The sequence below is a fragment of the Mesorhizobium sp. B2-4-7 genome (assembly GCF_006442685.1).
Classification (GTDB): Bacteria; Pseudomonadota; Alphaproteobacteria; order Rhizobiales; family Rhizobiaceae; genus Mesorhizobium.
Genome location: NZ_VFVH01000010.1, coordinates 213,928 through 240,659, shown reverse-complemented (window position 1 = coordinate 240,659; position 26,732 = coordinate 213,928). Strand labels below are relative to the sequence as shown.

Annotated in this window: 26 protein-coding genes; 15 read left to right on the top strand and 11 right to left on the bottom strand. The window is 63.3% G+C overall.

Features of this window, described 5'->3' with window-relative positions:
* The 3 genes from FJ946_RS24505 to FJ946_RS24495 all read right to left on the bottom strand — a co-directional run.
* Window positions 1–383: substrate-binding domain-containing protein (locus FJ946_RS24505; protein WP_140732275.1), on the bottom strand; the 383-nt coding region annotated here is incomplete at its 3' end.
* A 39-nt stretch (window positions 384–422) separates the two neighbouring features.
* Window positions 423–1,187, bottom strand: a complete 765-nt coding sequence (locus FJ946_RS24500) for an ATP-binding cassette domain-containing protein (protein WP_140493903.1) — start codon at window positions 1,185–1,187, stop codon at window positions 423–425.
* Window positions 1,187–2,350 (bottom strand): ROK family transcriptional regulator, encoded by a 1,164-nt coding sequence (locus FJ946_RS24495; protein WP_140564715.1) that lies wholly within the window; start codon window positions 2,348–2,350, stop codon window positions 1,187–1,189. The genes FJ946_RS24500 and FJ946_RS24495 overlap by 1 nt, the downstream gene beginning before the upstream one ends.
* Window positions 2,351–2,517: 167 nt before the next feature.
* Between FJ946_RS24495 and FJ946_RS30850 the strand changes: the two genes are divergently transcribed.
* Window positions 2,518–2,667 (top strand): hypothetical protein, encoded by a 150-nt coding sequence (locus FJ946_RS30850; RefSeq protein WP_181165117.1) that lies wholly within the window; start codon window positions 2,518–2,520, stop codon window positions 2,665–2,667.
* A gap of 36 nt (window positions 2,668–2,703) precedes the next feature.
* Here the strand turns inward: FJ946_RS30850 and FJ946_RS24490 are convergent, their stop codons facing one another.
* Together FJ946_RS24490 and FJ946_RS24485 are read right to left on the bottom strand one after the other, a co-directional pair.
* A complete protein-coding gene (locus FJ946_RS24490; protein WP_140556941.1) occupies window positions 2,704–4,008 on the bottom strand; it encodes a M23 family metallopeptidase in 1,305 nt (434 codons plus the stop codon).
* A 160-nt stretch (window positions 4,009–4,168) separates the two neighbouring features.
* Window positions 4,169–4,636, bottom strand: a complete 468-nt coding sequence (locus FJ946_RS24485) for a peroxiredoxin (RefSeq protein WP_140493897.1) — start codon at window positions 4,634–4,636, stop codon at window positions 4,169–4,171.
* Window positions 4,637–4,731: 95 nt separating this feature from the next.
* On the opposite strand from FJ946_RS24485, the gene FJ946_RS24480 reads away from it, so the two are divergent.
* Window positions 4,732–8,121, top strand: coding sequence for a DUF3971 domain-containing protein (locus FJ946_RS24480; protein ID WP_140556939.1), 3,390 nt, complete (start codon window positions 4,732–4,734; stop codon window positions 8,119–8,121).
* 7 nt (window positions 8,122–8,128) lie between these two features.
* Here the strand turns inward: FJ946_RS24480 and tyrS are convergent, their stop codons facing one another.
* Complete coding sequence (gene tyrS / locus FJ946_RS24475; protein WP_140564714.1) at window positions 8,129–9,382, bottom strand: tyrosine--tRNA ligase; 1,254 nt, start codon at window positions 9,380–9,382, stop codon at window positions 8,129–8,131.
* A 299-nt stretch (window positions 9,383–9,681) separates the two neighbouring features.
* Here tyrS and FJ946_RS24470 point away from each other — a divergent pair, with 299 nt between their 5' ends.
* The 4 genes from FJ946_RS24470 to FJ946_RS24455 all read left to right on the top strand — a co-directional run bounded on the left by FJ946_RS24470 (window position 9,682) and on the right by FJ946_RS24455 (window position 13,293).
* Complete coding sequence (locus FJ946_RS24470; RefSeq protein ID WP_140515786.1) at window positions 9,682–10,416, top strand: glycosyltransferase family 2 protein; 735 nt, start codon at window positions 9,682–9,684, stop codon at window positions 10,414–10,416.
* The gene (locus tag FJ946_RS24465; protein ID WP_140493889.1) at window positions 10,409–10,741 is read left to right on the top strand and encodes a lipid-A-disaccharide synthase N-terminal domain-containing protein; all 333 of its coding nucleotides are present in this window, start codon (window positions 10,409–10,411) and stop codon (window positions 10,739–10,741) included. The genes FJ946_RS24470 and FJ946_RS24465 overlap by 8 nt, the downstream gene beginning before the upstream one ends.
* Before the next feature lie 43 nt (window positions 10,742–10,784).
* The gene (locus tag FJ946_RS24460; protein WP_181167567.1) at window positions 10,785–12,434 is read left to right on the top strand and encodes a glycosyltransferase family 39 protein; all 1,650 of its coding nucleotides are present in this window, start codon (window positions 10,785–10,787) and stop codon (window positions 12,432–12,434) included.
* A 190-nt stretch (window positions 12,435–12,624) separates the two neighbouring features.
* On the top strand, window positions 12,625–13,293 hold the full coding sequence (locus tag FJ946_RS24455; protein ID WP_224519198.1) for a phosphatase PAP2 family protein: 669 nt from the start codon (window positions 12,625–12,627) through the stop codon (window positions 13,291–13,293).
* A 17-nt stretch (window positions 13,294–13,310) separates the two neighbouring features.
* Here FJ946_RS24455 and FJ946_RS24450 read toward each other — a convergent pair whose 3' ends face one another.
* Together FJ946_RS24450 and FJ946_RS24445 are read right to left on the bottom strand one after the other, a co-directional pair.
* Window positions 13,311–13,961 carry an FMN-binding negative transcriptional regulator gene (locus FJ946_RS24450; RefSeq protein WP_140515790.1) on the bottom strand — a complete coding sequence of 217 codons (651 nt, stop codon included), beginning with the start codon at window positions 13,959–13,961 and terminating at the stop codon, window positions 13,311–13,313.
* Window positions 13,962–13,977: 16 nt separating this feature from the next.
* Window positions 13,978–14,652 (bottom strand): alpha/beta hydrolase, encoded by a 675-nt coding sequence (locus FJ946_RS24445; RefSeq protein WP_140493883.1) that lies wholly within the window; start codon window positions 14,650–14,652, stop codon window positions 13,978–13,980.
* A gap of 241 nt (window positions 14,653–14,893) precedes the next feature.
* Between FJ946_RS24445 and FJ946_RS24440 the strand changes: the two genes are divergently transcribed.
* The 7 genes from FJ946_RS24440 to sufA all read left to right on the top strand — a co-directional run bounded on the left by FJ946_RS24440 (window position 14,894) and on the right by sufA (window position 22,135).
* On the top strand, window positions 14,894–16,057 hold the full coding sequence (locus FJ946_RS24440; RefSeq protein WP_140564711.1) for a cysteine desulfurase family protein: 1,164 nt from the start codon (window positions 14,894–14,896) through the stop codon (window positions 16,055–16,057).
* Window positions 16,058–16,242: 185 nt separating this feature from the next.
* Window positions 16,243–17,760, top strand: a complete 1,518-nt coding sequence (sufB, locus tag FJ946_RS24435) for a Fe-S cluster assembly protein SufB (RefSeq protein WP_140564709.1) — start codon at window positions 16,243–16,245, stop codon at window positions 17,758–17,760.
* 26 nt (window positions 17,761–17,786) lie between these two features.
* Window positions 17,787–18,542, top strand: a complete 756-nt coding sequence (sufC, locus tag FJ946_RS24430; protein WP_140564708.1) for a Fe-S cluster assembly ATPase SufC — start codon at window positions 17,787–17,789, stop codon at window positions 18,540–18,542.
* 25 nt (window positions 18,543–18,567) lie between these two features.
* The gene (sufD, locus tag FJ946_RS24425; RefSeq protein WP_140564706.1) at window positions 18,568–19,836 is read left to right on the top strand and encodes a Fe-S cluster assembly protein SufD; all 1,269 of its coding nucleotides are present in this window, start codon (window positions 18,568–18,570) and stop codon (window positions 19,834–19,836) included.
* Window positions 19,837–20,019: 183 nt separating this feature from the next.
* Window positions 20,020–21,255, top strand: coding sequence for a cysteine desulfurase (locus FJ946_RS24420; RefSeq protein WP_140564738.1), 1,236 nt, complete (start codon window positions 20,020–20,022; stop codon window positions 21,253–21,255).
* A gap of 5 nt (window positions 21,256–21,260) precedes the next feature.
* A complete protein-coding gene (locus FJ946_RS24415; RefSeq protein ID WP_140493873.1) occupies window positions 21,261–21,653 on the top strand; it encodes an SUF system Fe-S cluster assembly protein in 393 nt (130 codons plus the stop codon).
* Window positions 21,654–21,754: 101 nt separating this feature from the next.
* A complete protein-coding gene (sufA, locus tag FJ946_RS24410; protein WP_006206001.1) occupies window positions 21,755–22,135 on the top strand; it encodes a Fe-S cluster assembly scaffold SufA in 381 nt (126 codons plus the stop codon).
* A gap of 161 nt (window positions 22,136–22,296) precedes the next feature.
* On the opposite strand, the gene FJ946_RS24405 is transcribed toward sufA, so the two are convergent.
* A complete protein-coding gene (locus FJ946_RS24405) occupies window positions 22,297–22,794 on the bottom strand; it encodes a GFA family protein (protein ID WP_140493869.1) in 498 nt (165 codons plus the stop codon).
* 91 nt (window positions 22,795–22,885) lie between these two features.
* Between FJ946_RS24405 and FJ946_RS24400 the strand changes: the two genes are divergently transcribed.
* Window positions 22,886–23,209 carry a TfoX/Sxy family protein gene (locus tag FJ946_RS24400; RefSeq protein WP_140560978.1) on the top strand — a complete coding sequence of 108 codons (324 nt, stop codon included), beginning with the start codon at window positions 22,886–22,888 and terminating at the stop codon, window positions 23,207–23,209.
* A 126-nt stretch (window positions 23,210–23,335) separates the two neighbouring features.
* On the opposite strand, the gene FJ946_RS24395 is transcribed toward FJ946_RS24400, so the two are convergent.
* Together FJ946_RS24395 and FJ946_RS24390 are read right to left on the bottom strand one after the other, a co-directional pair.
* Complete coding sequence (locus tag FJ946_RS24395; RefSeq protein ID WP_140518331.1) at window positions 23,336–24,253, bottom strand: pseudouridine-5'-phosphate glycosidase; 918 nt, start codon at window positions 24,251–24,253, stop codon at window positions 23,336–23,338.
* Between the two features lie 46 nt (window positions 24,254–24,299).
* Window positions 24,300–25,244, bottom strand: a complete 945-nt coding sequence (locus FJ946_RS24390) for a carbohydrate kinase family protein (protein ID WP_140518330.1) — start codon at window positions 25,242–25,244, stop codon at window positions 24,300–24,302.
* 282 nt (window positions 25,245–25,526) lie between these two features.
* Here FJ946_RS24390 and recA point away from each other — a divergent pair, with 282 nt between their 5' ends.
* On the top strand, window positions 25,527–26,624 hold the full coding sequence (gene recA / locus FJ946_RS24385; protein WP_010909075.1) for a recombinase RecA: 1,098 nt from the start codon (window positions 25,527–25,529) through the stop codon (window positions 26,622–26,624).
* Window positions 26,625–26,732 lie beyond the last annotated feature (108 nt).

The following is a 26,732-nucleotide window of genomic DNA, read 5'->3' as shown; positions in this document are numbered from 1 at the left end:
ACCGAGGTGAAGTCGGACGGAGTGGAGGTGATCTGGCGATCGAATTCCACGACAGGTATGCCGGCCGCGCGCGCGGCCTCGATCGACGGCTTCAGCGCGTTGAAGTCGACGGCGGCCAGGATGATCGCCTTCGGTTTCAGCGCGATGACGTCGTTCATCTGCGATTGCTGGGCGTCGGTCTTGTTGTCGGCGTTCAGCGTCTTCATCTCGTAGCCGACCTGTTTCAGGAACAGTTCCAGCGCGCTCACCGAGCCGGTCTGGAACTCATCGAGCAAGGTCGGCACCATGTAGTAGACGGTACCCTTGGACTGGGCGAATGCCGGCGTGAGCGTGGCAACTGCCAGTGCCAGGATACCGAGGACAGAAAGAAGTATTCGTTTCATGTCGTTGGCTCCTCTAGTGCCGGACCCCTCTTTTGTCCCTCAGCCCGCCGGTCCGGCACCGGCAAGCGTCTCCCCGGTGATCATGTTGATCACCGCATCGGGACTTGTTTTGTTGCGTGCGACATCGCCGGCCACGACGCCTTGCCGGATCACTACGATCCGGTCTGCGACCTGGAAGGCCTGCTGCATGATGTGGGTGATGATGACGACGCCGATGCCCTGGTTCGCCACCTGGCGGATCATGTCGAGGCCGCGCCGCGTCTGTTCGACGCCAAGCGCTGCAAACGGCTCGTCGAGCAGCACCAGCTTGCCGCCCCAGTGCACGAAGCGGTTGAGCTCGATGGCTTGCCGCTGGCCGCCCGAAAGATGCTCGACATTGGTGCGCAAAGACGGAATGCGGGTGCCGGCGCTGGCAAGCGCCTTGCCGACCACGGCCTCCATCGCCCGCTCGTCGAGCACTGGAATGCCGAGCACCTTGCGCGTGATCTCACGGCCCATGAAGAAATTGGCCACCACGTCGACATTCGTGCACAGCGACAGGTCCTGATAGACGGTCTCGATTCCCGCCGCCTTGGCCTCGGCAGGGGATTTGGCAAGGAACTCCTTGCCTTCGAACAGCATGCGGCCGGAGGTGGGCTCCAGGCCGCCGGCGATGATCTTGACCAGCGTCGACTTCCCGGCGCCGTTATCGCCCAGCAACGCGACCACCTCGCCCTTGCCGATCGAGAAGCTGATGCCCTTCAGCGCCTGGATCGCGCCATAGTTCTTGGTGACGTTGTCGAGCACCAGCAGGGGTTCGCTCATCAGGCAACCTCCCCGGCTGTCAGAATATCGCGGCCGCGTTCGCGCTCGGCGGTGAACATCTGGCCGAAGCGTGGCGACAACACGCCAGAGACGGCCAATGCGGCCGCGCCGCGCAGCACGGCTTGCTGGCCGCCGCCGGCGACGACGATGCGTGGCGTCTTGCGGTCCTTGCGGGCCGAAACCGAATTGTGCAGAGGCGCAGCCGATCTCACCAGGCGTTCGAGCAGGTCCGGCGCCGCCAGCCCGCCGAGCACGACCGTCTCGGGGTCGAAAAGGTTCTCGATGATGGCAATGGCGTTGCGGAAGATCGGGCCGACCTCGGCGACCCAATCGGCATCGCTGCCCTTCCAGCGCCCTCGCGCTTCGAGCGAGACATAACGTTCGAGGCAACCGCGATTGCCGCACGGGCAAAGCTCGCCATTGGGAACGACGGGAATATGGCCGATCTCGCCGGCATTGCCCCAGGCGCCGCGCAGCACGCTGCCGTCATGCATCATGGCGCTGCCAAGTCCGACGCCGAAATAGAGATAGTAATATTCGGAATGCTGGGCGCCGATGCCGTAGAGGCGCTCGCCCACGGCGGCCGCAGCCATGTCGCCGTCGAAAAAGGCCGGCAATCCTGTCGCCGCCGTCAGCCGCTCGCGCAGCGCCACGTCCTTCCAGCCGGCCATTGTGGTCGGCCCGATGAAGCTCATCGTGTCCACGCCGAACGGGCCGGGAAGCGCCATGCCGATGCCGATGACGCGGCCCGCGGCGCGCGTTCCGGTCAGGTCGCGGACCATGGCGCGGACCTGGTCGAACGCATGATCGGGCGTCGCGTTGGGGGCCCCGCGGTGCAAGCTGTCGATCACGTCACCGCTGAGATTGATCAGCGCCGCGTCGATCCCCAGCGGCGTCAGGTGGATGCCGACGGCATAGCCGCCCTCGGGATTGATGCGCAGCGTCGCCGGTGGCAGGCCACGGCCCTTCGGCTCCTCGCGTACGGACAGGACGTAACCCTGCTCCTCCAGTTCGCGAACGATGGTCGATACGGTTTGAACGGTGAGGCCGACATGCCTGGCGATATCGCCCCTGGCGATGGGACCGTACCGGCGGATCGATTCGAGCACGATGCGTCGGTTGTACGGCCGCCCGAACTCCTGATTGGTCCCTCGCAATGCCATGCCTTGCGTCCCCGGTTGAGGCAAGGTTGGCACCAAATATTTATTCAGTCAAATGGAATTCAAAAATGCACCGCATTTGAGCGACGCGCCCGCTACGGCGGAAAAGCCGGCCGGTGTCCGGCTGATCACCGCGCCCTAGATGGCGGTACATGGATAAGATTTATGTCTTGCTGATCTTCGCCGCGGCCATTGCCATCATCTGCCTGGGCGGCAGATGGAACACATCTGATACCGACCACTATATGGGCTTCGACAATTTGCGGTCGCCTCGAAAGGGAAAAGCCCTGAACGGCGACAAGGATGCGAAAAAGCAATGAGGACGGCGCGGGATGGCGGCGGCCTGGGCCCGTGCGTTAGAGATACTGCGCGACCTTCTTGCCGACCGTGAGGAAACGCAAAGGATCGATCGCTTCGCCATTGTGGCGGACTTCGTAATGCAGATGCGGGCCGGTCGAGCGACCGCTGCTGCCGGTCTTGCCGATGACAGCGCCGGCATCCACTTTTTCGCCCACGGTCACGTCGATTTCGCTGAGATGTCCATAGCGCGTGGCAAACCCATTGCCGTGATCGACTTCGACCATGCGGCCATAGCCGCCATTCCAGCCCGCCTTGATGACCACGCCTGGCGCGGTGACCTTGGCCGCCATGCCGATCGGCGCCCTGAAGTCCATTCCCGAATGCAGGGCGGCCGTGCCGAGGATCGGGTCGGTGCGCACCCCGAACGGGCTGGTGACGGAATGACCGGGTGCGGGATTCGCGAGCGGCAGCCGGCGTGCTTCCTTCTTGAGCTGGTCGAGCGTGTCCAGCGCCTCGTCCAGTTCCTTGACCTTGCTGTCGAAAAACATCGAGCTGTCAAGCGGGATCAGCGGTCCGCCGACATCGCTTTCGTTCTTGCCGAAGTCGCTGTCGACCGGCAGCCCGGCCGCCTCGAGCGCCTGGGTTATGGCGTCGGCATTCTTGTAGGCGTTGTCAGCAAGTATGCTGATGCGCGTGAGCTGGTCATTCTCGATGGATTTCAACGACTTGTTGATCGAAATGAACAGCTTGTCGGCACGATCGGCGGCTGAATCGTTCGGCAGCGGATCGGAGCGGGTCGCCCACAGGGAGAACGGCCTGGTGTCGGCGGCGCCAGGGGCGGCGCCGAGGCTGGCCAGCGCGTAGCTTTGAGCAGGCTGGGCGATGCTGCCGGTCACTTCGGCGTGTTTGTCAGGCTTTGCCGGCACTGCCGGATCTTCGGCCGTCGCTGCGCCGACTTCATTTTCGGCGCGGTCGAGCAGCGGGCCGAGGCGGCCGTGGCGCTGGCTGAGTTGCGTCTGGCGCTCCAAAAGCTCGCTCACCTTGGTTTCCATCAATTGCTGGTCAAGCAACTGCCGGCTGGTGATGCGGTCGACCTGGGCGCGAAGCGCCGAGATGCGGTCTTCGTAAGCCTGCTGCATGCGCGCCTGGCGCGCGGTGGTGGCGCCGATCAGGTCGTCGCGCAGCACGAGATAGGAGGTGGCCAGCAGGTAACCGATGGCGATCGCCGCCAGCGCCGAACCGAGAAATACAACCAGCCAGGGCCGGATCGTGAAGTGCCTGATCTCGCTGCCGCGGGCGATGATGACTGTATGCGGTTCCTTGCGCCTGCCAAAGATCGCGGACTGACCGGTTGCGTTCACGGGACCAAGCTTTCGTTTACGACACCACGACAGCCCGACTACACATTATTAAGGTTAACAAAGCTTTGCCGAAGCAAGACGCCGGCAAGAATTGCCCGCAAAGCGAGCATGGGGTTGCTTCGCATCGCTTTCTGAAAACAAGGGCGCGGAGGCGCCCCCCTCAAATCGCCCGCACAGCTTCCAGCACCTCCTCGGCATGGCCCTTGACGCGCACCTTGCGCCAGATCCTGGCGATGCGCCCGTCGCGGCCGATCAGGAACGTCGCGCGCTCGACACCCATGTATTTGCGGCCATACATCGATTTTTCGACCCAAAGGTGGTAGGCCTCGATCACCTTGCGCTCCTCGTCGGAGGCAAGGTCGATGGTAAGATCGTATTTCGACTTGAACTTGTCGTGCTTCCTGGCGCTGTCGGGCGACAGGCCGATCACGACGGCGCCGGCCTTCTCGAACTCCGGCTTCAGCTGCGAAAAGCTGATCGCTTCGGCGGTGCAGCCGGTGGTGTCGTCCTGTGGGTAGAAGTAGAGGACGACAGGTCTGCCGGCAAAGCCGGCCAGGCTGAGCGAACCACCGCCGTCCCGCGGCAACTCGAATTGCGGCGCGGGATCGCCCACATTGAGGTCAGCCATATCCATGCCCTTGTTTGAGGTTACGCGCGAAGCCACACCGATATAGTGTCGAGCGGGGATTCGTCCACGAGCGAGTTCGTAGAACGGAAAATTGCGTGGATCAGGAGCAACCGCAGCACGAGAAGATCAGGTTCAGGCGGGATGAAATCACCGACCTGGGCGCCTTGCCATCGGCTTGCCGCGTTCCGCCGCTCGGCCAGGCGGCGATCGGCCGCGGCTTTCGTATCCTATCGCGGCTGTTTGCCGGCGCCGTTGCGCTGGTGCTGCTGGCGGCGGTGGCTGTCTATCTCATCGGTGTCTCCGGAATAGGGGCCGACCGGCTGCGCGTCGAGGCGGAGGCCGCCATCGAGAAGCTTGCGGGCGTCGATGTCGATGTTGCGGTCGGGCCCGCCCGCATCACCCTCGACAGTTCGAGCTTCGTCGCGCTCCAGGTGAGCGACGTCAGCCTGAAGGCCAGCGACGGTAAACCCATGGCCGATGCGGGCAGGGTGCGTTTCGGCATCCGCCTGCTGCCGCTGCTTCGAGGCGAGGTGCGGCTGACCAGCGCCAGGATTTCCGATGCGCGCATCGTTACCGCGGCGATGCCGTCGGGCGGCGACTGGACGGCCGAGCTGCGCAATCGGGACGGGCTGATCGATCCCGAAAAACTGTCCGATGCGCTCTTTGCCAACATCAATCACGCTCTCGATGCGGTGCGCGAGGAATCGCTGCACCGTATCGATCTTCACAATGTGGCATTCGTTTTGCCCGACACCGAGGCGGTCAGGTTGATCACAGTCGCCGACGCGGTCGTCCTGCAGTCGGGGACAGGCGGCATGGAGTTCTCCTCGCAGGCAAATGTCGACGGCAAGGCGGTGACCGTCGCCGCATCCGCCAGCCGCGATGCCGAGACCCGGCGCGTGATATCGCTGGATGCCACCGTCGGCATCGCCGAAGACGGCGGCGAGAGCGGCGCCACGGCGTCCGGCGGCAAGTTGGGGGCGCTCAGCGTGACGCTCAAAGGGTCGCAAGGAGCCGGCGACACCGCGTCGCGGCTGACGGCTGCCCTGTCGTCCAGGGGATCGGTGCTTGATCTCGGCACGCGTGGCCTGCTGTCGGCCGATGTCGATCTCGGCGCCACGCTCGTCCGCGGCAGCAACAAGATCCAGGTGGACAGGCTGTTGCTGAAGACCGGCCGCTCGACCTTCGATTTCGCCGGCTCGATCGGGCCCAGGCCCGCGACCGGCGCCGCCGGAGAGGAGCCGGCCTACCGATACGATCTGACCAGTGACGGCTCGACACTGGCGCCTTCGGAATCGCCGGAGCCAGCGCTCACCTTCCTTGCCCGCATCGCCGGCGTCTACCAGACCAAAAGCCATAAATTGGTAGCCGATCAGATCGCGGTCCGGTCGGCCGCTTCCAGCGAGGTCCTTGGAACCGCGGCCGTGCAGTTCGTTGACGGCAAGGCTCCCGGCATCAATCTGGCGCTCAACGTGCATGACATGCCGGTCTCGCACGTCAAACAGCTTTGGCCATGGTTTTCGGCGCGCAACGCGCGGCTCTGGGTATTGGACAATCTGTTCGGCGGCCGCGTCGTCGATGCCAATCTTCAATTTCAGGTGGTGCCTGATCGCCTCGGCAATGGCGTGCCGCTTTCCGCCGACGAGGTGTTCGGCCGCTTCCAGATCGAAGGATCGCGTTTCGACACGGCTGGCCGCATTCCGCCGATACGCGATGCCGTCGGTGTCGTCGCCTTCCACGGCAATGACGTCGATATCTCCCTGTCTTCCGGTACTGTCTTCATGCCCAGCGGCCGCACGGTGGCGGCCAGCAACGGCACGCTGACGGTCAAGGCGGCCAACCGCCCGCCGGTCGTCGGCGCGCTCGACATCGACGTTGCCGGCGAAGCGTCCGCGGTCGCTGAACTTGCCTCCTACGAGCCGATCAATGCCATGCGCCATGTCGGCTTCCTGCCCGAAGACCTGTCCGGCAGCGTCACCGGCCATGTCAGGGCCGATATTCCGCTGCAATCCGGCGTCGACAGCTCGAAGCTCGATTGGCTGGTATCGCTCGACTACAGCGGGCTTTCCTTGGCCAAGCCGTTCGAAGGCCAGACCGTGACGGATGCCGATGGTTCCGTCACGGTCGACCCTGAAAAGGCTGTCATTTCCGCCAAGGCATCCCTGAACGGCATTCCGGCCGAACTCGACCTGATCGAGCCGCTGGAGGATGGCGGACCGGCACGCAGCCGCAAGGTGGCCCTGGTGCTCGACGACAAGATCCGCGCCGCCGCCATGCCGGGGCTGGCCCCGTTGCTGGGCGGAACAGTGAAGGTAGCGATCGACAAAAGCGGCGACGGCAACCAGAACGTCTCGGCCGACCTGACCAATGCCAGGCTCGACATCCCCTGGGCCGGATGGAGCAAGGGGGCAGGGATTCCCGCAAGTGCTACATTCGTCATGACCACGTCCGGCGATACCACGACGCTGTCCGACTTCGACCTCGGCGGCAAGACATTTTCCGTCGACGGCAACATCGTGCTGGTCAACGGGGCCCTGTCGTCGGCAAAGTTCAGCAAAGTCGCGCTGAACCGGGGCGACGACGTGGCGGTATCCGTCAAGCGATCGGGCAGGGGCTATGCAGTCAACATCAGCGGCAACGCCCTGGATGCCCGCTCGCTGATCAAGCAGTTCACCTCCGACGTCGACACCGCGACCAAGACGACGGGCGCCGACGCGATTTCCGTCAGCGCCGACGTCGATCGGCTGACCGGTTTCCACGACGAGCAACTGTCCAACCTCAAGCTCGACTACAGCGCGGCCGGTTCGAAGGTGAACGGGCTGAAGGTCAGCGCCACTGCAAGTTCGGGAGCCGCCATAGCCATCAGCAACACGAGCAGCGCCGGCCGACGCTCGCTCAACGTACAGTCGGCGGACGCCGGTGCGATACTGAGATTCCTCAACATCTACGAGCACATGGAAGGTGGGGCGATTGCCCTGGCCTTGTCGGGAGCGGGCGACGGGCCGATGAAGGGCAAGGTGGACACGACGAACTTCTTCGTCGTCAACGAACCGAAGCTCGCGTCCATCGTCTCGACCACCCCGGCAGGCGATAGCCGCAGCCTCAATCAGGCGGTCAAGGGCAAGCTCGATACCTCGCGGGTACAGTTCGAACGCGGCTACGCCGAGATAGAGAAGGGCAGCGGCTATCTCAGGCTGGCCAATGGCGTGCTGCGCGGTCCCCGCATCGGCACGACGTTCCAGGGCACGCTCTATGACCAGAACAACAACATGGACATGACCGGCACCTTCATGCCGGTCTACGGCCTCAACCGCATCTTCGGCGAACTGCCCATCGTCGGCGCGCTTTTGGGCAATGGCCGCGACCGCGGCCTGATCGGCGTGACCTACCGGCTCAAGGGCAACGCCAACAAGCCGCTGCTCGACATCAACCCGCTCTCGGTGATCGCGCCGGGGATATTCAGGTCGATCTTCGAGTACCGGTGAAGCGGCCTCAGACCGGCCGCACCAGAATGTGTTTTTTCCTGCCGAGTGAAAGCTTTACTACGTTTTCCGGACTCAAATCCTGAAGCGTCACCGTGCGGCGGTCATCGCTGACCGGCTGGTCGTTGAGCCGCACCGCACCGCCTTGCACATGCCGCCGCGCTTCGCCGTTGGACGCCGCCAGCCCGGCGGTCACCAGCAGCGCCAGGATGCCGACGCCGGCTTCGAGCTTGGCGTTTTCAACCTCGACGCTCGGCAGCGTCTCGGCGAGGGCACCTTCCTCGAAGGTCTTGCGTGCGGTTTCGCTGGCCTGTTCGGCGGCGCCGCGACCATGGAGCAACGCGGTGATCTCCGTGGCGAGGATCTTTTTCGCCTCGTTGATCTCGGACCCACCGAGCTTCTCCAGGCGCGCCACCTCGTCCAACGGCAGCGTCGTGTAGAGCTTCAGGAAACGGCCGACATCGGCGTCCTCGGTGTTGCGCCAATACTGCCAGAATTCGTAGGGCGAGAGCATCTCGGCATCGAGCCAGACCGCGCCCGTGGCGGACTTGCCCATCTTGGCGCCCGACGAGGTGGTGAGCAGCGGCGTCGTCAGCGCATAAAGCTGCGCGTCCTCCATGCGGCGACCGAGATCGATGCCGTTGATGATGTTGCCCCACTGGTCGGAGCCGCCCATCTGCAGACGGCAGCCGAGGCGCTTGTAGAGCTCGACGAAGTCGTAGGCCTGCAGGATCATGTAGTTGAATTCGAGGAAGGACAACGACTGCTCGCGGTCGAGCCGCAGCTTGACGGAATCGAACGCCAGCATGCGGTTGACCGAAAAGTGACGGCCGACGTCGCGCAGGAAATTGACGTAGTTGATCTCCATCAGCCAGTCGGCGTTGTTGACCATGATCGCGTCATTCGGGCCGCTGCCGAATTTGAGATACGGCATGAAATTGCGGCGGATGCCGGCGAGATTGTCGTCGATGTCGCGCGGGGTCAGAAGCTTGCGCGCCTCGTCCTTGAAGGAAGGGTCGCCGATCATCGAGGTGCCGCCGCCCATCAAGGCGATCGGCCGATGGCCGCTCTGCTGCAGCCAGTGCAACATCATGATCTGGATCAGCGAGCCGGCGTGCAGGCTCTTGGCGGTCGCGTCGAAGCCGATATAGGCCGTCACCGTCTCCTTGGCGAAGAGATCGTCCAGCCCGGCATCATCCGAAGTCTGGTGGATGAAGCCGCGCTCGCTCATCGTGCGCAGGAAATCGGATTTGAAGGCAGGCATTTTTTCTTTCCCGAAGCGTCCGCCCGTCCGGCGCGGGCGTATGTGAAAGCGCGCGTTTAGCACCCAAGCGCGATCAGCAAAAGTGGATTCCGGTTTTGCGCCCGATCGCACTTCGACCAGGGGCTTGGCAATCACTTGTTGTTGAAACGCCGCAAGCCGCCTCTCGGCGCGGATGCTTGCTTCATTGTTTGTGCTGGCGTAATGAGGCGCGCGCCAAAAGGTCCTTGCAGCCCACGACCTCAAGCGGCACCGCACGGCATCCACCCAATGCCATATCCGACGACAGAGCCCCACGCGACATGCCGGACGCATTGATATCCATCGTCATTCCTTGCAGGAACGAGGCGGCAAACCTGCCGCTGCTGATCGATGAGATCGAGGCGGCGATGACCGGGCGCGACTTCGAACTGATCATCGTCAACGACGGCTCGACCGACGAAACCGCAGCCGTTCTCGCCAGGCAGGCAGCACTTCGCCCGTTTCCAGTCAGGGAATTGCGGCACGAGAAATCCGCCGGCCAGAGCCTCTCGGTACGCTCCGGCGCCTGGGCGGCGCGCGGAAGCATCGTCGCCACGATCGACGGCGATGGCCAGAACGATCCTCAGTACATTCCCATGCTGGTCGACGCCTTGCGGCGGGCCGGGCCCGGCTACGGCGCCGCGCAAGGGCAGCGCCTGAAGCGCCGCGACAGCAAGGTCAAGCAACTGGCATCGCGGTTCGCCAACTGGCTGAGAAACGCCATCCTGCATGACGAGACGCGCGACACAGGCTGCGGCCTGAAGGCGGTCCACACCGAGATCCTGCGCAAGCTGCCGTTCTTCGACGGCACCCATCGTTTCGTTCCGGCGCTGGTCATCCAGGAAGGATACCATGTCGTGCATTGCGACGTCGTCGACCGCTCCCGCCGCCACGGCAAGTCGAACTACGGAATTTTCGACCGTGGCCTGCAGGGCGTGCTCGATCTCTGCGGCGTCTGGTGGCTGCGCCGCAGGCGTCGCCGGATGCCAAAAGTAGAGGAAATCACGCATGGTTAACGTGCTTCAGGAACTGGTGACCTGGATCCACCGGGTCTTCATCGAACAGTTCAACGCGTGGATCCTGCTCGGCTTCGTCGCCCAGTTCTTTTTCACCATGCGCTTCGTCGTGCAGTGGCTCGCATCGGAAAAGGCCAAGCGAAGCGTCGTGCCGATCGCCTTCTGGTTCTTCTCGCTGTTCGGCGGAGGTCTGTTGCTGATTTATGCGATCAAGCGGCAGGACCCGGTGTTCATCGCCGGCCAGGGCATGGGCTTGTTCATCTACATCAGAAATCTCTGGCTGATCGCCAATGAACGCAAGGCGGCGATGACGAAGGTCGATTGAGCGGCTTTGCGCATCAGGGAAGAATGGTCGGAGAGGCTGGAATATGGCGCTGAACAGGAACTACATCCTTCTTTTCCTGTTCAGCCTGGTGATGACGGTGTCGGGACTTGCGTCCATGCCGCCGCTGGACCGTGACGAGCCGCGCTTCGTCCAGGCCACCAAGCAGATGGTCGAGAGCGGCGATTATGTCGACATCCGCTTTCAGGACGCTTCGCGCTACCAGAAGCCGATCGGCATCTATTGGCTGCAATCCGCGGCCGTGGCTCTAAGCGGCAAGGGCGCCGCCGCACCAATATGGGTCTACCGCCTGGTGTCGACGCTGGGCATCGCCCTGGCCGTTCTCGGCATCGCCTGGACGGGCACCAGGCTTTTCGGAGCCAGTGCCGGCATCGCCGCCGGCCTGGTGATGGCGGCGATCTTCGCCACCGCCTTCGAGGGCCGCGACGCCAAGACCGATGCGATGCTGCTGGCCTGCTGCGTGGCGGCGCAGGGCGCGCTGGCGCAGATTTACCTGGCATCGCGCCGCAACGAGCCCGTCGCCGGCCATCTGTGGTGGATATTCTGGCTGGCGCAAGGGGCCGCGATCCTCATCAAGGGGCCGATCGCCCCACTGCTGTCGGCGCTCACCATCGCTGTCTTGTTTGCATTCGAACGCGACGGGCGCTGGCTGTCGAAGCTCAAGGTGGGGCGCGGCCTGCTGCTCGTCGTCCTGATCGTGTTGCCCTGGCTCGCCCTGATCACCTGGAAAAGCGACGGCGCCTTCCTCCAGCAGGCTGTCGGCAAGGATATGCTCGGCAAGGTCGCCCAGGGCGAGGAATCGCACGGCCTGCCGCCCGGCTTCTACATGTTGACCTATTCGCTGTTCATGTGGCCGTTCGGCCTGATCGCCGTCGGCGCCGGCCTGCAAGCCCTCAACCGGCTGCGCGATGATGTCAGGCTGCGCTTCTGCCTCGCTTGGTACATCCCCTTCTGGCTGGTATTCGAACTGATTCCGACCAAGCTGCCGCACTACGTGCTGCCGGCCTATCCCGGCATGGCGCTGCTGATCGGCTGGCTTTTGACATTGCAGCCGCAGGAAGCCAATGCGCCGCTCCGGCGCTGGCAGCAATGGTTATGGTGGTCGACTGCATTCGGCCTGGTCGTGGTCAGCCTCGGCCTGGCTGCGGTCTCCGTGGGCGCCCCGATCTATCTCACCCATACTTTCTCGTGGTGGAGCATTCCGGCCGCCGCGTCGGCGCTCGGCGCCGGCTATCTGGCCTTCTCGCGACAGTTGCAAGTGCCGCTTGCCCGTATCGGCGCCGTCGCCGCCTGTGCGGGCATCGCCTACGGGTTGCTGTTTGGTATCATCGCCCCGTCCTTGAAGCCGATATGGCTGAGCCCGGCGATCAACCAGGCTGTGCGCGTCTACAAGCCTTGCGACACCTCGATGCTGGCGTCGGCGCGGTATCACGAGCCGAGCCTTGTGTTCCTGGTGGGCACGAAAACGATACTGACCGACATCGATGGCGTGGCAAAGCATCTGCTTGCCGACCCCGCCTGCGCGCTGGGACTGGCGCCGGTCGAGGATGAGCAGAAACTCAATGGATTGCTGGCCGGGCAAGGCAAGGCGGCGAGCCGTCTTACGACGATCGACGGGGTCAACTTTTCATCGGGAGACAAAATGTCGCTCGGCCTCTACCGTATCGCCCAATGAGTTCGACAATGGGATCGGGTTTTCAATGCTGGTGAAACCGCGCCCTTCCGTTTCCATTGCGCCCGCTGCGGTGGTGCGTCGGTCCGTTGGAAATTTCCGCGACACGCTGCGGATCGTCAGAGGGCGCTTCGCCGCTCGTTCCGCTTCGTATCCCAGAATCCTATGGCCGCTCTGGATCTCAACCTGGATTTTGCTCACGGCAGCGGCATTCGTCGGCCTCGACACCCCGGCGGGACTGCTGCACGGCCGGTGGTCGGCGGGCTTCGGCCGGCTTGCCGAGTTCCTGACGCAGTTCGGCCTAGGCGGCTGGTATCTCATCCCTCCGGCACTCTTGCTCATAGGGGCCAATCTGACGGACTGGCGAAGCCTGTCGCGGCGGTCATTGATGCTCGTCTACAACTGGACCTGCCTGGCGTTCCTTGCGTTGAGCGCCATCGGCCTGTCCGGCCTGCTGGTCAATGTCCTGAAATATGCGGTCGGCCGGGCGCGTCCGCTCTATTTTCAGGATCTCGGCGTGCTCTCGCTGCGTCCCTTCGCCTTCGATGCGCGCTTTGCCGGTTTCCCGTCCGGTCACGCCACGACCATGGGGGCCGTGTTCGGCATCCTGCTGCTTTTGTTCCCGCGGCGCTGGTACATCGCCTTGCCGATCACGGCCTGCATCGCCTCGACGCGGGTCTTCGTCGGCGCGCATTATCCGAGTGATACCGTCGCCGGCTTTGGTCTTGGCTTTGCCTTCGCGCTGGTTTGCGGACTGGTCTTTGCCCGGCTCGGCTTCATCTTCAGCCCGACACGATCGGGATTGCCGGTGCGCAAGCAGACGTTTCGGCTGATCGGTCGAACAAGCCGAACGGCCGTCTGATCCATCGAGCCTGGGATTTAGTCGCCGTTCAGTCCGCCATAGGACCTTACCAGGTTCACCATGTCGGACGAATTTGCTGTCTCGCTTTCAAGCCCGTGCGCAACGCCTGCGCGATCCGCGACGGGACGGTTCTGGCTGACCTTCCATTTGCCATGGATTTCGGCGATATCGATCTCCAGCCCGATGATGCCCTTGATCTGCGACTGGATGAACGGGGCAGGCGCATCCGTTACCGCCCATGGCGCCTCACGCGTGCCTTCCTGCGAAGCCGTCAGGTCGGCGATCTGCCGCGCCAGCCAGTCCTGATCGTCGATCACCTTCGCGATGCCGCGCACCTGCACGATGGCATAGTTCCAGGTCGGCACCACCTTGCCGGTCTCGCGCTTGGTCTCGTACCAGGACGGCGTCACATAGGCGTCGCTGCCCTGGAAGACGATCAGCACCGTCGAGGCCGGATTGTCGGCGATAAGCCGCCATTGCGGATTGGCTTTGGCCAGATGTGCGCGCAACCTGCCATTTGGCCCGACATCGGCGTCGATCAGGAACGGAATGGCGTCGGCGACCGGCCCTTCGGGTCCGCTGGAAACCAAGAGGCCGAGCGGATGTGCCCGGATCAGCCCGTGCAGCACCTCCGGCCGTGTTTCCTGGAAATGAGGAGGCTGGTACATCGCGATCATCCGTCCTTTAGCGCAGCCGCTTCGGGCGCGGATCCGACAATTCGCCGGCCAGCCGGCGATCGAGATAATCCGCGCATTCCTCGATCAGCAGTTCGGCATCGTTGGCGAAGAAATGATTGGCGCCGGGCAATGTCTTCTGCGTGATGGTGATGCCCTTTTGCGTGTGCAGCTTGTCGACCAGGCCTTGCACGTCCTTCGGCGGCGCCACCTTGTCAGCGTCGCCATGGATGATGAGCCCCGAGGAGGGGCAGGGGGCCAGGAAGGAAAAGTCGTAGGTGTTGGGTTGCGGCGCGACCGAGATGAAGCCTTCGATCTCGGGCCGGCGCATCAAAAGCTGCATGCCGATCCACGAGCCGAACGAATAGCCGGCAACCCAGCAACTCTTGGAATCCGGATGCAGCGACTGCACCCAGTCGAGTGCGGCGGCCGCATCCGACAATTCGCCGGTGCCGTGATCGAATTCGCCCTGGCTGCGCCCGATGCCGCGGAAATTGAAGCGCAGCGTGGTGAAGTCGCGCTTCTGGAACATGTAGAAGAGGTCGTAGACGATTTTGTTGTTCATCGTCCCGCCGAATTGCGGGTGCGGATGCAAGACAATGGCAATCGGCGCGCTCTTTTCCTTCGAGGGCTGGTATCGACCCTCCAGACGGCCGGCCGGACCGGTGAAAATGACCTCAGGCATGAAATACTCCAACTTGGGTAATAAGAATGCGCGGCGCCCGGAGAACCTTCCTCTGGCCTTGACGCAGGGCGAGCGTCTTCATAGAAGCTAGTTTAGAATTGTTCAAAACTGGGTGGCCGGAACGCAATCGTCCGGCTGCCCGCGCCGCAAGCCGCGTAAATAGGACGGCTTGCCTTGGAATTTCAAGGAAATAACGCGATATCTCGGTGGAATGGCTTCTGACGGGACCAACTGGAAGAAAATGGCCGGAATGCGCGCCTATCTCGACTACAATGCCAGTGCGCCCCTGCTTGCAGCGGCACGCGAGGCTATGGTCGCGGCGCTCGATGTGGCCGCCAACCCATCATCGGTCCATGCCGAAGGGCGTGCGGCGCGTCGCCTGATCGAAACTGCAAGGCGTGATGTGGCGGAATTGGTGAAGGCCAAGGCTGGGCATGTCGTGTTCACGTCAGGCGCCACGGAAGCCGCCTCGACGCTGCTGACGCCCGATTGGCGGATGGGGCGCGGGACCATCCGCATGAGCCATCTCTATGTCTGCGAAGCCGACCACCCCTGCCTGTTGAACGGCGGGTCCTTCCCGGCCTCGCAGGTGACGCGGATCGGCGTCGACGCCAATGGAATTGTCGACCTCGAAGCAATGGCAAACGCGCTTGCCGCGCACGATAAGGCCGCCGGCCTGCCGCTGGTGGCAATCCATGCCGCCAACAATGAGACTGGTGTCATCCAGCCGGTCGATCGTATCGCCGAAATCGTAAAGGCGGTCGACGGTGTCCTCGTCGTAGACGCGGTTCAGGCGGCAGGGCGCATTTCGATCGACATTTCGGCGGGTTACGCCGACTATCTGATACTGTCGTCGCACAAGATTGGCGGCCCCAAGGGCGTCGGCGCCATCGTCGCCGCTGCCGATCTGATGATGCCGAAGCCGCTCATCAACGGCGGTGGCCAGGAAAAGGGCCATCGCGGCGGCACCGAGAACCTGCCCGGCATTGCGGGATTTGGCGCGGCGGCGCGGGAGGCTCTCATCGGATTGGAGGCCATCGATGCCCTGCGTCGGCGTCGCGACGAGATCGAGGCCATCGTTAAAATGTTGATACCGGACGTGGAAATCTTCGGAACTGGCGCGCCGAGGCTTGCCAACACGACATTCTTCGCTATTCCCGGCGTCAAGGCCGAGACTGTACAGATCGCCTTCGACCTGGCCGGTGTGGCGCTGTCGGCGGGTTCCGCCTGCTCGTCGGGTAAAGTCGGCCCGAGCCATGTGCTGAAGGCCATGGGTCACGGTGACAGTCTGGGTGCGTTGCGCGTGTCGATCGGCGCGGCGACCGGCGCGCAGGAGGTCGAGGCGTTCCGCCTGGCGTTGGCAGAAATCGCCGCACGTCGGGTGGGCAAGGAGAAGGCCGCGTAGCGGTTGGACGAATTTGGGCCTTTCGGCCTGGTAGAGCCGTGCGTTTCATGCTGGCCGGGTGAATTTCCGGCCGAGGCGCACTATATGAAACTTACGCCGCCGCGGGTGCTCCTTGGGTGCTTATCCGGCGGTGCCATAGTTTGAAAACTGTCGGGCCTTGACCCCGGCGTGGATGGAGAACGCATATGCCTGCTGTGCAGGACACGATCGATCGGGTCCGAAAGATCGACGTCGACCAATACAAATACGGGTTCCAGACCGAAATCGCTGTCGACAAGGCCCCCAAGGGCCTGAGCGAAGACATCATCCGTTTCATTTCGGCGAAGAAGGACGAACCGTCCTGGATGCTGGAATGGCGTCTGGGAGCCTATCGGCGCTGGCTGACGCTGGAAGAGCCGACCTGGGCGCGCGTCAACTATCCCAAGATCGATTTCCAGGACATCTATTACTACGCGGCGCCGAAGAGCACGCCCGGACCGAGCTCGCTCAGCGACGTCGATCCGGAGATCTTGAAGGTCTACGAGAAACTCGGCATTCCGCTGAAGGAGCAGGAGATCCTGGCCGGCGTGCAGAAGACCGATGCGTCCGAGCTCGAGGATGCCAGCGACAACGTCTACAAGTCCGGCCGCGTCGCCGTCGACGCCGTGTTCGATTCGGTATCCGTCGTCACCACGTTCAAGAAGGAACTGGCGCAGGCGGGCGTCATCTTCTGCTCGATCTCGGAAGCCATTCGCGAGCATCCGGAACTGGTGAAGAAATATCTCGGCTCGGTCGTGCCGACGTCGGATAATTTTTATGCGACGCTGAATTCGGCCGTCTTCACCGACGGCTCGTTTGTCTTCGTGCCCAAGGGCGTTCGCTGCCCGATGGAACTGTCGACCTATTTCCGCATGAACGAGAAGAACACCGGCCAGTTCGAGCGCACGCTGATCATCGCCGAGGAGGGGGCCTACGTCTCCTATCTCGAAGGCTGCACGGCGCCGCAGCGCGACGAGAACCAGCTCCATGCGGCGGTCGTCGAACTGGTGGCGCTAGACGATGCCGAGATCAAATATTCGACGGTGCAGAACTGGTACCCCGGCGACGCCGAGGGCAAGGGCGGCATCTATAACTTCGTTACCAAGCGCGGCGATTGCCGTGGCCACCGCTCGAAGATCTCGTGGACGCAGGTCGAGACCGGCTCGGCGATCACGTGGAAATACCCGAGCTGCATCCTGCGCGGCGACGATTCCAGCGGCGAGTTCTATTCGATCGCCGTGTCGAACGGCTACCAACAGGTCGACAGCGGCACCAAGATGATCCATCTCGGCAAGAACACGTCGAGCCGCATCATCTCCAAGGGCATCGCCGCCGGTTTTTCGCAGAACACCTATCGCGGCCAGGTTTCGGCGCATCGCAAGGCGACCAATGCGCGCAACTTCACCAATTGCGACTCGCTGCTGATCGGCGACCAGTGCGGCGCCCACACGGTGCCTTACATGGAAGCCAAGAACGCGACCGCGCAGTTCGAGCACGAAGCGACGACATCGAAGATTTCCGAGGACCAGAAATTCTATGTCATGCAGCGCGGCATTCCGGAGGAGGAAGCGATCGCGCTGATCGTCAACGGGTTCGTCAAGGACGTCATCCAGCAGCTGCCGATGGAATTCGCCGTCGAGGCACAGAAGCTGATCGGGATTTCGCTCGAGGGCTCGGTCGGCTGACCGGACAGATATTCAGGAAGAAAAGAATGCTTGAGATCAAGAACCTGCATGCCCGCATCGTCGATGACGGCACCGAAATCATCCGCGGCCTGAATCTCTCGGTAAAAGCCGGCGAGGTCGCCGCGATCATGGGGCCGAATGGCTCGGGCAAGTCGACGCTGTCCTACATCCTCGCCGGCCGCGAGGACTACGAGGTCACCGAGGGCGATATCCTCTACAACGGCCAGTCGATCCTCGAAATGGATCCGGCCGAGCGCGCGACTTCGGGCATTTTCCTGGCTTTCCAGTATCCGATGGAGATACCGGGCGTGGCGACCATGGAATTCCTGAAGGTTGCCATGAACGAGCAGCGCAAGGCGCGCGGCGAGGAGCCGCTGAAGATCCCCGAATTCCTGAAGCGGGTGAAGGATGCCGCAGCCTCGCTCAACATGGACATGAACATGCTCAAGCGGCCGCTCAATGTCGGCTTCTCCGGCGGCGAGAAGAAGCGCGCCGAGATTCTGCAGATGAAGCTTTTGGAGCCAAAGCTCTGCGTGCTTGACGAGACCGATTCCGGGCTCGACATCGATGCGCTCAAGATCGTCTCCGATGGCGTCAACGCGTTGCGCTCGCCCGAGCGCGCCATCGTCGTCATCACGCACTATCAGCGGCTGCTCGAACACATCGTGCCCGACACCGTGCACGTGCTCTACAAGGGCCAGGTCATCAAGTCCGGCGACAAGTCGCTGGCGCTCGACCTCGAGGCCAATGGCTATGCCGGCGTGATCGGTGAAGCCGCGTGAGATGCCAGAAGGCAAGGCAAGACTGATGAACATGCACACACAACCCCAGCGGACACCGGCCGAAACAGCGTTGATCGACGCTTTCGGCGAACGGTTGTCGCTGCTGCCAGGCGACGGCGCGGTGATGTTGAAGCGCGACGACGCCATCGAGGCGGTAAAGCACGGACTGCCGACACGGCGCATCGAATCCTGGCACTACACCGACCTGCGGCGGCTGCTGAATGCGGTGCCGGACTTCGACCCGACGGCCGTGGCCAAAGCCATCGCGCCAGTTGTTGAAGGTTCCACCGTGTTGCCGCTTCTCAATGGTGTGTCGAGCGCCAAAACGCCCGCAATCGAAGGCGTCAGCGTCCAGGCCCTGTCGGAGAAACTGACCGACGGCAGCATCGCGCCTGGGCTCGATCCCTATGGCAGCGACGATGCCATCGGGGCGTTGAACACGGCTTTCGTCGCCGATGGCTATTTCGTCGACATCGCCGATGGCACCCAAGTGGAAAAGCCGATCGAATTGCAGAACCTGCAGGCCGGCGGCCAGACGCATGTACGCCTGGCCGTTCGCGTCGGCGCCGGCGCCAAGGCTGTGATCGTCGAGCGCCAGGCCGGCGAGGGCGCGGCCCTTGTCAGCTCGGTCAGCCAGCTCGTGCTCGGCGAAGGCGCCGAGGTGACGTGGCTGATCATCCAGGAGCAGCCGGACACGGCGACGCATCTGGCGCAGTTCAAGGCTCATATCGGCAAGAATGCGAAGCTGACGCTGTTCGTCATGAACGCCGGCGGCAAGCTCGTGCGCCAGGAGGTCGTGGTGAAGACGACGGGCGAGGGCGCCGACTTCCAATTGCGCGGCATCAACCTGCTGGCCGGCGACGCCCACACGGACACCACCATGGTGCTCGATCATGCGGTGCCGCACACCACGTCGACGGAAGTGATCCGCAACGTCGTGACCGGCAAGGCGCGTGGCGTCTTCCAGGGCCGCATCAACGTCCATCAATACGCGCAGAAGACCAACGCCAAAATGGCTTGCAACACGCTGCTTCTGTCGGACGACGGCGAGTTCTCGACCAAGCCGGAACTCGAAATCTTCGCCGACGACGTGGTCTGCGGTCATGGCGCCACCGTCACCGAGATCGACCACAACCATCTGTTTTACCTGATGGCGCGCGGCATCGACGAGAAGAGCGCCCGTGGTCTGCTGGTGAAGGCCTTCATCGCCGAGGTGATCGAGGAACTGGACGACGAGGTGATCGTCGAGGCTCTGGAGACCAGGCTCGACGGCTGGTTTGCGGCGCATGGATGAGTGGATAGGGCTCGCTCCGGCGAACACCCCTGATCCGGCTGCTTCGCGGCCACCTTCTCCCACAAGGGGAGAAGGAAGAGCGCCTGACCTTCTCCCCTTGTGGGAGAAGGTGGATCGGCGCGTAGCGCCGAGACGGATGAGGGGTGTTGGACGGAATGAGGCAGTGCCTCAAGAGAGCTTATGATGGACCAGAAAGTCGAAACCTACGACGTCGAGGCGATCCGCCGCGATTTCCCGATTCTGTCACGCGAAGTCTACGGCAAACCTCTCGTCTATCTCGACAATGGCGCCTCGGCGCAGAAGCCGCAGGCGGTGCTCGACGCGGTCCAGCACGCCTATGCCCAGGAATACGCCAACGTCCATCGCGGCCTGCACTTCCTGTCCAATGCAGCGACCGACGCTTATGAGAAGGCGCGGGAGACGGTTCGCCGCTTCCTCAATGCGCCGAGCACCGACAATATCGTCTTCACCTCGAACACGACATCGGCGATCAACACGGTCGCCTATGGCTATGGCATGCCCAATATCGGCGAGGGCGACGAGATCGTGCTGTCGATCATGGAGCACCACTCCAACATCGTGCCGTGGCATTTCATCCGCGAGCGGCAGGGCGCCAAACTGGTCTGGGTGCCGGTCGACGATCTCGGCGTCTTCCACATCGAGGAATTCGAGAAGCGACTGACTGACCGCACAAAGCTGGCCGCCATCACGCAGATGTCGAACGCGCTGGGCACGGTGACGCCGATCAAGGAGATCGTGCGCATCGCGCATTCGCGCGGCATTCCCGTGCTCGTCGACGGCAGCCAGAGCGCTGTCCATATGCCCATCGACGTGCAGGACCTCGACTGCGATTTCTTCGTCTTCACCGGCCACAAGGTCTACGGTCCCTCCGGCATCGGTGTGCTCTATGGCAAGAAGGACATCTTGCAGCGCATGCGTCCGTTCATGGGTGGCGGCGAGATGATCGAGGAGGTGACCGAAGACATCGTCACCTACAACGACCCGCCGCACCGCTTCGAGGCCGGTACGCCGCCGATCGTCCAGGCGATCGGGCTCGGCGCCGCGCTCGATTACATGGAAAAGATCGGCCGCGAGCGCATCGCCGCGCACGAGGCCGATTTGAAGGACTATGCGCACGAGCGGCTGCGCGCCATCAACTCGCTGCGCATCTTCGGCGACGCGCCCGGCAAGGGCGCCATCATCTCGTTCGAGCTGCAAGGCATTCATGCCCATGACGTGTCGATGGTGATTGACCGGCAAGGCGTGGCTGTGCGCGCGGGCACCCATTGCGCCCAGCCCCTGTTGAAACGCTTCGGCGTAACCTCCACATGCAGGGCGTCGTTCGGCATGTATAATACGCGAGCCGAAGTCGATGCTTTGGCTGATGCGTTGGAAAAAGCGCGCAAGTTTTTCGGGTGACGATAATGGAAGATGCCAGCACAGCCACCGATGCTGTTCCCGACGCGGCCGCCAATGCGGTGGTTTCCGCGTCCGCCATTCCCGCCGACGAACTGGCGCGGCTGACCGACGACATCGTTTCGGCGCTGAAGACGGTCTACGACCCGGAAATCCCGGCCGATATTTACGAGCTTGGCCTCGTCTACAAGATCGACATCGAGGACGACCGCTCAGTCAAGATCGACATGACGCTGACCGCGCCCGGCTGCCCGGTGGCCGGCGAGATGCCGGGCTGGGTTGAGAACGCCGTCGGCGCCGTCGAAGGCGTGTCGGGCGTCGAGGTCAACATGACATTCGACCCGCCCTGGTCGCCCGATCGCATGTCGGAAGAGGCGCAGGTGGCGGTGGGCTGGTACTGACGTCGAGTCCGGCACACTTGCGCCAGTGGTAAAACTTCACCATTTTAGGTGAGGAATCATTCGGCAGGCCTTGAACCTGCATGGAATGGAGAAGGAAAAAGATGGGACGCTTTGCCGTCATCACGATGACCGAAAAGGCCGCCGACCGGGTGCGCGAGATCGTTGCCACGCGTGAAAATGCGCATGGCATTCGCCTCGGCATCAAGAAGGGCGGTTGCGCCGGCATGGAATACACGGTTGACCTGGTGACCGAACCCAATACCAAGGACGACCACATCGAGCGCGACGGCGCCCATGTCTATGTCGCGCCGGAAGCAGCACTTTTCCTGTTCGGCACCGAGATGGATTTCGAGCAGACGACGCTGCGCACCGGCTTCACCTTCCGCAACCCGAACCAGAGCTCGGCCTGCGGCTGCGGCGAATCCGTCGAACTGAAGCCGGCCGACCTCAAGGCGCTGGCAGAAGCACGCGCCTCCGCCTGACCTTCCTTCGTCCCGTTTACGGGGAGAAGGTGTCCCCCAGGGTCGGATGAGGGGCAGCGATAGCCCCGCTGCCGGCGTTCGTCATTCGAAAAGCCGCGCAATTGGCTTCCCGCCTGCTGCGCAGACCACTCCTCACCTCCCTTAGAACGCAGCGAAGACACTCACTCCACCCACGTCCCGGTCCGCTTATGCCAGTCGGCGATCGATTCCTCGGGATAGACGTCGAACACCTTGTCGCTCGGCCCGACATCGGGCTCGACCCAGTTGGCCTTGTATTTCAGCATCAGATGCACCTTGCTCGGCGGTTTCGGCAGGTCGCTGTCGATCGCCGAGGCGAAGGGATGGACGAGTTCCGGCCAGGTCGGGTCGTAGAGCCACAGCGCCGATCCGCATTTGCGGCAGAAATTGCGCTCTCCGGTCGAGATCTCGCAATGCGGATGTTCGTCGTCCTCGATCTCGGCCCGATAGACGCCGAGGCTCCTCTTGCCGCGGATGGTCATCGTCTCGTAGTTGGCGCCGAGATTGATGGCAAAACCGCCGCCGCCCTGCTGCTTGCGGCAGATCGAGCAGTAGCACAGCATGAACGGCACGGGCGTGTGGCTTTCCACCTCGAAACGAACGGCATTGCAGCGGCAGGACCCCTTGAGCAGGACAGGCATGGCGGGAACTCCGATCGATCCCCTTTCAATCTGTCAGCATGGTTTTGGTTGCGCCGATGACAAGGCCGAATCGCGGTGACATGATCCGCGCATGGACAATGAACGCATAGAAGAACTCTTCCAGAGCCTGGGCCCGGTCAGCATCCGGAAACTGTTCGGCGGCAAGGGCATCTATGCCGACGGCGTCATCGTCGCCATCGTGCTGCGCGGCGAATTGATGCTGAAAGCGGACGAGCAAAGCGCGCCCGATTTCGAGGCCGCCGGCTGCACGCAGTGGACCTACACCGGGTCCCGGCACGGCAAGCTGGTGGCGATGCCCTATTGGAGCATTCCCGATAGTGCCTTCGACGACCCCGACGAGATAGCGGTCTGGGCGCGGCGGGCCTATGAGGCGGGGCGGCGGGCGGGAAAATAACGCTAGGACCTCGGGGCGATGAGGCAGTGCAGACTTTTTCGGAGACGTCCAGCAGGACAGAGGAGGGCGTGACGGAACTCGGTGGTCGCGAGTAGCCGTGGTGCCGCCGCTCGTATTTCCGGCGTCCTACAGCGCCCCGGCAATTCGCGCTGCCAGCCGAGCATTGTTTTCGACCAGCGCGATGTTGGTCTTCAGGCTCCGGCCGCCGGTGAGTTCGAGGATTTTGGAGAGCAGGAACGGCGTCACCGCCTTGCCGGTAACGTTGAGCGCCTCGGCGGCCTTCTGGGCGGCCTCGATGTAGCCGGCCATCTCGCCGGCCGGGATTTCGTGATCCTCCGGCACCGGATTGGCGATCAGCATGCCGCCGCTCAGGCCCAGCGCCTGTCGCGTCTTGTAAAAATGCGCGATCTCTTCCGGCGCGTGCAAGGTCAGCGGCGCGCGGAACGGCGACTGCCGCGACCAGAAGGCCGGCATGGTCTCGCAGCCATGGCCGATCACGGGCACGCCGCGGGTCTCCAGCACCTCCAGCGTCTTTTCGATGTCGAGGATGGCCTTGGCCCCAGCCGAGACGACGATGACGGGCGTGCGCGCCAGCTCATCGAGGTCGGCGGAAATGTCGAAGCTTTTTTCGGCGCCCTTGTGCACGCCGCCGATGCCGCCGGTGGCGAACACCTTTATCCCAACCATATGCGCGGCGATCATTGTGGCGGCAACCGTGGTGCCGCCGGTGCGCCCTTGCGCGACGGCGAAGCCGAGATCTGCGCGCGAGAGCTTCATGGCGTCGCCGGTCATGGCGAGCGATTCGCGTTCTCCGTCGGAGAGGCCGATCTTGATGCGGCCCGCCACCACGGCGATCGTCGCCGGCACCGCGCCGCCGTCCGCAATGATCCTTTCCACGTCGGCCGCCATGGCGCCATTGTCGGGGTAGGGCATGCCGTGGGTTATGATGGTGCTTTCCAGCGCCACCACGGGCTTCCCGGCGGCCAAGGCTTGCGCCACCGGCGCGTGGACATCGATGAAGGCGCGGGCGGTGTCTGGGGTCATCTGGATCTCCAATCCGAAGTGCGGCGCATCCTTTCGGATGCCGGTCTCATGCCATTTTCTGCTCTTCGGGCACAAGAGCCAGCGCTTGCGCGAAAGTCGCCGTGGTGAAATCGGGAACGGCGCTCGCGCTTTCAATAGCCAGCGTCGCGGCGGCGACGCCCTCGCGCAACGCCGCGCGCAAGGGCATGCCGCGCAGTAGGGCGGCGACCGTCGCGCCGGCAAGCGCATCGCCGGCGCCGGTGACGTCCACGACCTTTCTTGGAGGGGGCGGGACGACGGCAAAGCTGCCGTCGCGGTCGAAGCCCAGCACCGGGCCGCCGCCCGCCGTGACCACCGCGCTGTCGAGGCCGGCGCTTCTCAGCCCGTCGAGGATAGTTTTTTGAGAGGCGGCATCGTCAAGTCCGGCAAGCGCCACCGCCTCGCGCCTGTTCATGAAGGCGACGGCCAGGCCGCCGAGCACCGGAGTCAAGCGCACGACCTTGGCCGGTGAAATGGCAATGGCGAACACGGGCTTGCCGGCGGCAAGCGACACCAGCCGCTCCAGAGCCGCCGATGGCAGATTGGCGTCGCACAGGACGGCATCTGCGGCGGCGATCTCCTCCCTCACCCTGGAGCGGCGGATCTGCTTTGCAAATGCCAGTTCATAAAGCGCCATGTCGGCAAAGCCGACGAGCAGTTCGCCCTCGCGGTCGATCAGCGCCGTATAGCTCGGCGTCGTGCGGTCGAGGAACACCGCGGACAGGTCGGCAATGCCTGCTTCGGCGATGGCGCGCGAAACCGTGTCGGCGGCGGCATCACCGCCGCGCACCGACAGCAACGAGCCCGAGACGCCTCGCCGCACCGTGCTGCGCAATGCGTTGAAGACGCCGCCGCCAACGTCCTCGCGCATCGTGCCCGGGTTGGAGGCAGCCGGCACGTAAGCGCCGGACACCTGGCCGCGCCTGTCGATATGGGCGCCGCCCACCGCCAGGACTCTTGGAGATCTCACCATGCGCCGATATGACCTTTGTTGGCGGTCACGCACAAGCGCCATGCTGTGCGACGGAGCTTCGCAGGCAACAACCAGCGATTCGTGAGATCGGCACGGCGAACCAGCCTGGCCCAATATTCGGACCATGTTGGAGCCGAATCGTGAGACAAAAAAAGAACAAATCAGGATGTTGCTTATTTTTCAGATGCTTGATCCCTCTTGCCAAATGAGAACAAAAAAGGTACAAATAACCAAGGATTACGGATTGTCCGGCCTTCATTGACGACTACGGGGTGATGTATCATGGCTCAGAACAGCTTGCGGCTTGTAGAGGATAAGGCAGTGGACAAATCAAAGGCTCTGGATGCGGCGCTGTCGCAAATCGAGCGGGCTTTCGGCAAGGGCTCGATCATGCGGCTCGGCGCGAACGAGCAGGTCGTCGAGATCGAAACCGTGCCAACCGGCTCGCTCGGCCTCGACATCGCGCTTGGCGTCGGCGGCCTGCCGCGCGGCCGCATCATCGAGATCTACGGGCCGGAAAGCTCGGGTAAGACGACGCTGGCGCTGCACACGGTGGCGGAAGCCCAGAAGAAGGGCGGCATCTGCGCCTTCGTCGATGCCGAGCATGCGCTCGATCCGGTCTATGCCCGCAAGCTCGGCGTCGATCTCGAAAACCTCCTGATCTCGCAGCCTGACACTGGCGAGCAGGCGCTTGAGATCTGCGATACGCTGGTGCGCTCCGGCGCCATCGATGTGCTGGTGGTCGATTCGGTCGCGGCGCTGACGCCGCGCGCCGAAATCGAGGGCGAGATGGGCGATTCGCTGCCCGGCCTGCAGGCCCGCCTGATGAGCCAGGCGCTGCGCAAGCTGACCGCCTCGATCTCGCGCTCCAACACCATGGTCATCTTCATCAACCAGATCCGCATGAAGATCGGCGTCATGTTCGGCTCGCCCGAAACCACCACCGGCGGCAATGCGCTGAAATTCTACGCCTCGGTGCGTCTCGATATCCGCCGCATCGGCTCGGTCAAGGACCGCGACGAGGTCGTCGGCAACCAGACCCGCGTCAAGGTGGTCAAGAACAAGCTGGCGCCGCCCTTCAAGGTGGTCGAGTTCGACATCATGTACGGCGAAGGCGTGTCGAAGACCGGCGAGCTGGTCGATCTCGGCGTCAAGGCGGGCGTGGTCGAGAAATCGGGCGCCTGGTTCTCCTACAATTCGCAGCGTCTCGGCCAGGGCCGCGAGAACGCGAAGCTGTTCCTGCGCGACAATCCCGATACGGCGCGCGAGATCGAACTTGCGCTCAGGCAGAACGCCGGACTGATCGCCGAAAAATTCCTCGAGAATGGCGGCTCCGAAGGTGGCGATGATGGCTTCGAGGATGAAGCCGGCGCGATGTAAGCGCTCGTCGGCACGATCTAGCGTTCGCTGGCGCGATCTAGCGTTCGGTTTGCGGCCCGAGTTCGGCCATAATCCCGGTTCATCAATTTGAGCTTATGTAATCGAGTT

Excerpts from the sequence above, each read along its gene's own strand:
- sufB (WP_140564709.1), top strand. The coding sequence starts at position 16,243 with ATGCCTGCTGTGCAGGACACGATCGATCGGGTCCGAAAGATCGACGTC.
- FJ946_RS24395 (WP_140518331.1), bottom strand. The coding sequence starts at position 24,253 with ATGACCCCAGACACCGCCCGCGCCTTCATCGATGTCCACGCGCCGGTG.
- FJ946_RS24450 (WP_140515790.1), bottom strand. The coding sequence starts at position 13,961 with ATGTACCAGCCTCCTCATTTCCAGGAAACACGGCCGGAGGTGCTGCAC.
- FJ946_RS24400 (WP_140560978.1), top strand. The coding sequence starts at position 22,886 with ATGGACAATGAACGCATAGAAGAACTCTTCCAGAGCCTGGGCCCGGTC.
- FJ946_RS24495 (WP_140564715.1), bottom strand. The coding sequence starts at position 2,350 with ATGGCATTGCGAGGGACCAATCAGGAGTTCGGGCGGCCGTACAACCGA.
- FJ946_RS24390 (WP_140518330.1), bottom strand. The coding sequence starts at position 25,244 with ATGGTGAGATCTCCAAGAGTCCTGGCGGTGGGCGGCGCCCATATCGAC.
- FJ946_RS24460 (WP_181167567.1), top strand. The coding sequence starts at position 10,785 with ATGGCGCTGAACAGGAACTACATCCTTCTTTTCCTGTTCAGCCTGGTG.
- sufA (WP_006206001.1), top strand. The coding sequence starts at position 21,755 with ATGGGACGCTTTGCCGTCATCACGATGACCGAAAAGGCCGCCGACCGG.
- FJ946_RS24420 (WP_140564738.1), top strand. The coding sequence starts at position 20,020 with ATGGACCAGAAAGTCGAAACCTACGACGTCGAGGCGATCCGCCGCGAT.
- FJ946_RS24465 (WP_140493889.1), top strand. The coding sequence starts at position 10,409 with ATGGTTAACGTGCTTCAGGAACTGGTGACCTGGATCCACCGGGTCTTC.
- sufD (WP_140564706.1), top strand. The coding sequence starts at position 18,568 with ATGAACATGCACACACAACCCCAGCGGACACCGGCCGAAACAGCGTTG.
- recA (WP_010909075.1), top strand. The coding sequence starts at position 25,527 with ATGGCTCAGAACAGCTTGCGGCTTGTAGAGGATAAGGCAGTGGACAAA.
- FJ946_RS24500 (WP_140493903.1), bottom strand. The coding sequence starts at position 1,187 with ATGAGCGAACCCCTGCTGGTGCTCGACAACGTCACCAAGAACTATGGC.
- sufC (WP_140564708.1), top strand. The coding sequence starts at position 17,787 with ATGCTTGAGATCAAGAACCTGCATGCCCGCATCGTCGATGACGGCACC.
- FJ946_RS24485 (WP_140493897.1), bottom strand. The coding sequence starts at position 4,636 with ATGGCTGACCTCAATGTGGGCGATCCCGCGCCGCAATTCGAGTTGCCG.
- FJ946_RS24470 (WP_140515786.1), top strand. The coding sequence starts at position 9,682 with ATGCCGGACGCATTGATATCCATCGTCATTCCTTGCAGGAACGAGGCG.
- FJ946_RS24445 (WP_140493883.1), bottom strand. The coding sequence starts at position 14,652 with ATGCCTGAGGTCATTTTCACCGGTCCGGCCGGCCGTCTGGAGGGTCGA.
- FJ946_RS24440 (WP_140564711.1), top strand. The coding sequence starts at position 14,894 with ATGGCCGGAATGCGCGCCTATCTCGACTACAATGCCAGTGCGCCCCTG.
- FJ946_RS24415 (WP_140493873.1), top strand. The coding sequence starts at position 21,261 with ATGGAAGATGCCAGCACAGCCACCGATGCTGTTCCCGACGCGGCCGCC.
- tyrS (WP_140564714.1), bottom strand. The coding sequence starts at position 9,382 with ATGCCTGCCTTCAAATCCGATTTCCTGCGCACGATGAGCGAGCGCGGC.
- FJ946_RS24405 (WP_140493869.1), bottom strand. The coding sequence starts at position 22,794 with ATGCCTGTCCTGCTCAAGGGGTCCTGCCGCTGCAATGCCGTTCGTTTC.